This is a genomic window from Phenylobacterium sp., from assembly GCF_030645195.1.
Classification (GTDB): domain Bacteria; phylum Pseudomonadota; class Alphaproteobacteria; order Caulobacterales; family Caulobacteraceae; genus Phenylobacterium.
The window spans coordinates 63,903-70,089 of sequence record NZ_JAUSLW010000030.1; the positions used below are offsets into that span (position 1 = coordinate 63,903).

Consider the following 6,187-nt stretch of genomic DNA (forward strand, 5'->3'; position numbering starts at 1 on the left):
TGCCGCTGGGCTATGCAGCGGTTAGCTACAGCCTCTCCATGCCCCGGCGCGCCGGTTGTTTTCGGAACTCACTATGACTGACGACGTGCACAGCGCGGGCTCCGAGAAGTCGGGCGCCATGAACGAGATCGTGGAGATCGTGAAGACGGTCGTCTACGCCCTCATGATCGCGCTGTTCCTGCGGGTGATCTTCTTCCAGCCCTTCACCATCCCGTCGGCCTCGATGGAGCCCACCCTGCTGGAGGGCGACTACATCATCGTGTCGAAGTATTCCTACGGCTACTCGAAGAACTCGATCCCCTTCAGTCCGCCCCTGTTCAAGGGGCGGATCATGGAGCGCATCCCCGAGCGCGGGGACGTCATCGTCTTCAAGCTGCCCCGCGACGGCCACGTCGATTACATCAAGCGCCTGATCGGCCTGCCGGGCGACCGGATCCAGGTGATCGGCGGCGTGTTGCACATCAACGGCAAGGCCATCCCGCGCAAGCCGCTGGCCCCGGTGATGGTGGATTCCGGCTACGGCTTCACCCGCAACGTCGAACGCTTCGAGGAGACCCTCCCGAACGGGAAGCGGATCATCACCTACGACTTCGGTCCCGACGGCGACGTCGACAATACCAAGGTCTTCGTGGTGCCCGAGGGCGAGTACTTCTTCATGGGCGACAACCGCGACAATTCCCTCGACAGTCGCGTGGCGCCCGAGGCGGGCGGCGTGGGCTATGTCCCGGCCGAGAACCTGGTGGGCAAGGCCCGCATCATCATGCTGTCGTGGAACAAGGGCGCCTCGCTCTTCAAGCCCTGGACCTGGGTCCTGGACGCGCGGCCAAGCCGGTTCTTCCACAGCCTGAAATGAACAAGCGCGACGTCGCGGTCTCCGAACTCGAGGCCCGCATAGGCCACGTTTTCAAGGACCGGGACCTGCTGGAGCGGGCCCTGACCCACGCCAGCGTCGGCGATGGGGCCACCAAGGTGCGCCACAACGAGCGGCTGGAGTTCCTGGGCGACCGGGTGCTCAACCTGCTGGCCGCCGAGGCCCTGATGGCGCTCAATACCGAGGCCCGCGAGGGCGAGATGAGCCGGCTGATGGCGGCCCTGGTGAACTACCACGCCTGCGCCGACGTCGCCCGGTCGGTGGGCCTGCCCGACGCCCTGCGCCTGGCCGCCAGCGCCACCAAGATCGGCGCCCGGGAAAACGACACCGTCCTGGGGGACGCGTGCGAAGCCCTGATGGCGGCCCTATATATCGACGGCGGCATGGACGCGGCCCGGACTTTCTTCCAGACCTTCTGGGCGGACCAGTTCGCGACCCTGGACGAGCCGCGCAACAAGGATCCCAAGACTCGGCTGCAGGAATGGGCCCAGGCCCAGGGCTTGGCCCTGCCGGCCTACAGCCTGATCTCCCGCACCGGCCCCGACCACGCCCCGGTCTTCACCGTCCAGGTGGCGATCGCCGGCTATGAATCCCAGGCCGCCGAGGGCCGATCGAAACAAGAGGCCGAAAAGGCCGCAGCTCAGGTAATGTTGTTGAAACACGAGACCACCCAATGACCCGTGCAGGTTTTGTCGCCATCATCGGCGCGCCCAATGCGGGCAAGTCCACCCTGACCAACCGCATGGTGGGCGCGAAGGTCTCCATCGTCACCCAGAAAGTCCAGACCACCCGCTTCCCGGTGCGCGGTGTCGCCATCGAGGGCGACACCCAGATGGTGCTGGTGGACACGCCGGGCATCTTCACGCCGCGCCGCCGGCTGGATCGGGCCATGGTCCGTTCGGCCTGGGGCGGGACCGAGGACGCCGACGCCATCGTCCACCTGGTGGACGCCGCCGCCGAGATCGCCGTCAACGAGGGCCGCGGCAAGGCCGCCGACCGCCGCGGCATGGCCGACGTCGACACCATCGTCGAGGGCCTGAAGGCTTCCGGCAAGCAGGTGATCCTGGCGCTCAACAAGATCGACGGCGTCAAGCGCGAGAACCTGCTGGCCATCTCCCAAAGGCTCTTTGAAACAGGCGTCTACAGCGAGGTCTTCATGATCTCGGCGGCCACCGGCGCGGGGGTCGACGACCTCACCAAGCGGCTGGTGGAGCTGATGCCCGAGGGGCCCTGGCTCTATCCCGCCGACCAGACCGCCGACCTGCCGGTCCGCCTGCTGGCCGCCGAGATCACGCGGGAGAAGATCTATCTGCGCGTCCACGAGGAGCTGCCCTATGCGGCCGCGGTGGAGACCACCTCCTTCGAGGAGCGCAAGGACGGCTCCCTGCGCATCGAGCAGACCATCTATGTGGAGCGCGAGAGCCAGCGTCCCATCGTGCTCGGCGCCAACGGCCAGACCCTGAAGTGGATCGGCCAGAAGTCTCGCGAGGAGCTCACCACCCTGCTGGGCGTGACCGTGCACCTGTTCCTGACCGTCAAGGTCGACGAACGCTGGGCCGACAAGCGCGAGTTCTACGGTGACGTGGGTTTGGATTTCGATGTCTAGGATCGCCCTTCGCCGTCCTTCTCCCCTTGCGGGAGAAGGTGGCCCCGCGAAGCGGGGTCGGATGAGGGGTTGATGGTCCTATCCAGCAAACCCACTCCGTCATCCCGGCCGGAGCGAAGCGCAGAGCCGGGACCCAGGGGCCCCATCCAGTCACCTGGGTCCCGGGTCTCCCTGCGGTCGCCCGGGATGACGGGTGTCTTGTTCCGAGAGCGGAGCGCGACCCCTTATCCGTCGGGCCTCCGCCCGAAACCTTCTCCCGCAAGGGGAGAAGGAGCCTTGGTGTTCGCCTGACGCCATGGAATTCGAAGATGACGCCTTCGTGCTCTCGGCCCGGCCCCACGGGGAGGCCGGCGCCATCGTGGAGTTCCTGACCGCCAACCATGGCCGCTACGCCGCCCATGTGGCCGGTGGGACCTCGCGCAGGCTCAAGCCGCTGCTGCAGGCCGGGGCCCGCGCGGTGATCTCCTATCGCGCTCGAGTGTCCGATCAGCTCGGCTCGGTCACCCTGGAGCCGGTGGGGGAGGGACCCTCGGCCCTGTTCGACGATGCGCTCGCCCTGGCGGGCCTGGCCGCCGCCGCCGCCGTGGCCGCAGCCGCCCTGCCGGAGCGCGAGCCGCATGCGGGCGCCTTCTACGCCTTCGAGGCCCTGACGGAGTCCCTGATCCATCCCGACATCTGGCCGGCCATCTTCGTGCGGTTCGAGGCCGGCCTGCTGCAGGACCTGGGGTTCGGCCTCGACCTGTCGAGATGCGCCGCCACCGGGGCGCTGGACGACCTGATCTATGTCAGCCCCCGCACCGGCCGGGCGGTGAGCCGGACGGCGGGCGAGCCGTACAAGGACCGGCTGCTGGCCCTGCCGCCCTTCCTGCTCTCGGCCCAGGGTGGAATCGCGCCGGGCGACGTCGGCGCGGGCCTGGACCTGACCGCCCACTTCCTGCGGGCCTTCGTGTTCAATCCGCTCAATCGCCCCTTGCCGCCGGCCCGGCTCTGGCTTGTGGACCGTCTATCTGACGCGGACCGCCTCTAGAGACGCCGCCGCCCCGGCCCGCTAGAATCACCGCGCAACCGAGTTCGCGATTCTCCCATGACCAAACACACCCCCCCGCCGTTCGACGGTGACGGCGAGCGCATCATCGACGAGCCGCTGACCGAGGCCCTGTCCCGGCGGTATCTCGCCTATGCGCTCTCCACCATCACCGGTCGGGCCCTGCCCGACGTGCGCGATGGCCTCAAGCCCGTCCACCGGCGGCTGATGTACGCCATGCGCATGCTGCGCCTGGACCCCACCACCACGGCCAAGAAGTGCGCCCGGGTCGTCGGCGACGTCATCGGCAAGTATCACCCGCACGGCGACGTGGCGGTCTATGAGGCCCTGGTGCGCCTGGCCCAGGACTTCGCCCAGCGCTACCCGCTGGTGGATGGCCAGGGCAACTTCGGCAATATCGACGGCGATAACGCCGCGGCCATGCGCTACACCGAGTGCAAGCTGACCGTCGCCGCCCAGCTGCTGTTGGACGGGATCGACGAGGACGCGGTGGACTTCCGCTCCACCTATGACGGCGAGGACGAGGAGCCCGTCGTCCTGCCGGCCGGCTTCCCCAACCTGCTGGCCAACGGCTCGTCCGGCATCGCCGTGGGCATGGCCACCTCCATCCCACCCCACAACGCCGCTGAGCTGATCGACGCCTGCCTGGTCCTGCTCAGCAACCGCGAAGCCACCACGCTGGACCTGCTGGAGCACGTCCAGGGCCCCGACTTCCCCACCGGCGGGGTGATCGTCGAGCCCAGGGCCTCCATGGCCGAGACCTACGAGACCGGCCGCGGCGGCGTCCGTGTGCGCGCCCGCTGGTCCAAGGAGGACAACGGCCGAGGGACCTACCAGATCGTCATCACCGAGATTCCGTATCAGGTGAAGAAGGCCGACCTGGTGGAGCAGCTCGCCGGCCTGATCGAGACCAAGAAGGCCCCGCTGCTGGGCGACGTGCGCGACGAGAGCGCCGAGGACGTGCGCCTGATCCTCGAGCCCAAGAGCCGCAACGTCGAGCCCGAGGTGCTGATGGAGAGCCTGTTCAAGCTCTCCGACCTGGAGACACGTTTCCCGGTCAACATGAACGTCCTCGACGCCCGCGGCACGCCCGGCGTCATGAGCCTGAAGCGCTGCCTGCAGTCCTTCCTGGATCACCGCCGCGAGGTGCTGATCCGCCGCGCCCGCTTCCGGCTCAACAAGATCGAGGCGCGCCTGCACATCCTCGACGGGATGCTGATCGCCTTCCTCAATCTGGACGAGGTGATCCGCATCGTCCGCTATGAGGAGGAGCCCAAGGCCAAGCTGATCGAGGCCTTCGACCTCTCCGACCTCCAGGCCGACGCCATCCTCAACACCCGCCTGCGTCAGTTGGCCCGGCTGGAGGAGATGGAGCTGCGCCGCGAGCACGCCGAACTGGCCGAGGAGCGCGACGGCCTGGTCAAGATGCTGGGCGACGACAAGCAGCAGTGGAAGCTGGTGGGCCTGGGCCTGAAGGACGTGCGCGCGATCCTGGGCCCCGACACCACGCTCGGCCGCCGCCGCTCCACCTTCGACGTGGCGCCCACCGTGGACGCCGAGGCGGCCATGGAGGCCATGATCGTGCGTGAGCCGATCACCGTCATCCTGTCGGATCGCGGCTGGATCCGCGCGGCCAAGGGCCGGGTGGAGGATCCCTCGGAGCTGAAGTTCAAGGAGGGCGACAAGCTCGGCTTCCTGGTCCCGGCCGAAACCACCGACAAGCTGCTGATCTTCGCCTCCGACGGCCGGTTCTTCACCGTCGGCTGCGACAAGCTTCCCTCGGCGCGGGGCCACGGCGAACCCCTGCGGCTGATGCTGGACCTCGACGACAAGACCGACATCGTCGACGTTTTCCCGTATCGAGCGGGCTCCAAAAGGGTGATCGCCTCCAAGGAGGGCTACGGCTTCGTCATGCCGGAGGAGGAGGCCATCTCCGCCCGCCGCGCCGGCAAGCAGGTGCTGAACGTCGGCGCCAAGGGCGCGGCCTTCGCCATGCCCGCCACCGGCGATCACCTCGGCGTCATCGGCGACAACGGCAAGATCCTGATCTTCCCGCTCGCCGAACTACCGGAGATGCCGCGCGGCAAGGGCGTGAAGCTGCAGACCTACCGCGAGGGCGGCCTGCGCGACGCCATCGTCTTCAACGAGGCCGACGGCGCGACCTGGATCGACCCCGCCGGCCGCACACGCGTCTGGGCCGAGTGGAAGGACTGGCTCGCCAAACGCGCCGCCGCCGGCAAGCTGGCGCCGAAGGGCTTCCCCACCAGCAAGCGGTTCAAACCGAAATGAGATTCTCCCTCCCCTTCATGGGGAGGGTGGACAGCGTGAAACGCCGGACGGGTGGGGGAGTCTTGCCGGTATTCCCCACCCTGACCGCTATCGCGATCTGCCCCTCCCCATAAAGGCTACCGCATTCACACATCTGCATTTGAGGGTGTTGTGGAAGTCTGATTCCCTGAGTTGGTCATGATGGGAGCAGGCGATGTTGGATGTGACGCTGGGGCGGTTTGGCGACCGCCGCCTGGAAAAGGGGGGCCTTCTTGCATGCTCGTCTGGTGGAGACGGGTGGGCGGGGTCTTCGGGTCCGCCGGCTTGGCGGCGATCGGGCTGGAGAGATCCGCCTGACGCGTCTGCTGCGCAACGATGCGGTGACGATCGAGGAGAT

The 6,187-nt window shown here is 67.7% G+C and carries 5 protein-coding genes; all 5 read left to right on the forward strand.

The window, feature by feature from the left end; all coding sequences use genetic code 11:
- Nucleotides 1–73 precede the first annotated feature (73 nt).
- Nucleotides 74–853, forward strand: coding sequence for a signal peptidase I (gene lepB, locus Q7T09_RS02890; protein ID WP_304697461.1), 780 nt, complete (start codon nt 74–76; stop codon nt 851–853).
- Nucleotides 850–1,548, forward strand: a complete 699-nt coding sequence (rnc, locus tag Q7T09_RS02895; RefSeq protein WP_304697462.1) for a ribonuclease III — start codon at nt 850–852, stop codon at nt 1,546–1,548. Before lepB ends, rnc begins: the two co-directional genes overlap by 4 nt.
- Nucleotides 1,545–2,477, forward strand: coding sequence for a GTPase Era (gene era, locus Q7T09_RS02900; RefSeq protein WP_304697463.1), 933 nt, complete (start codon nt 1,545–1,547; stop codon nt 2,475–2,477). The genes rnc and era overlap by 4 nt, the downstream gene beginning before the upstream one ends.
- 295 nt (nt 2,478–2,772) lie before the next feature.
- Nucleotides 2,773–3,504 carry a DNA repair protein RecO gene (gene recO / locus Q7T09_RS02905; RefSeq protein ID WP_304697464.1) on the forward strand — a complete coding sequence of 244 codons (732 nt, stop codon included), beginning with the start codon at nt 2,773–2,775 and terminating at the stop codon, nt 3,502–3,504.
- A gap of 57 nt (nt 3,505–3,561) precedes the next feature.
- A complete protein-coding gene (gene parC / locus Q7T09_RS02910) occupies nt 3,562–5,811 on the forward strand; it encodes a DNA topoisomerase IV subunit A (RefSeq protein WP_304697465.1) in 2,250 nt (749 codons plus the stop codon).
- Nucleotides 5,812–6,187 lie beyond the last annotated feature (376 nt).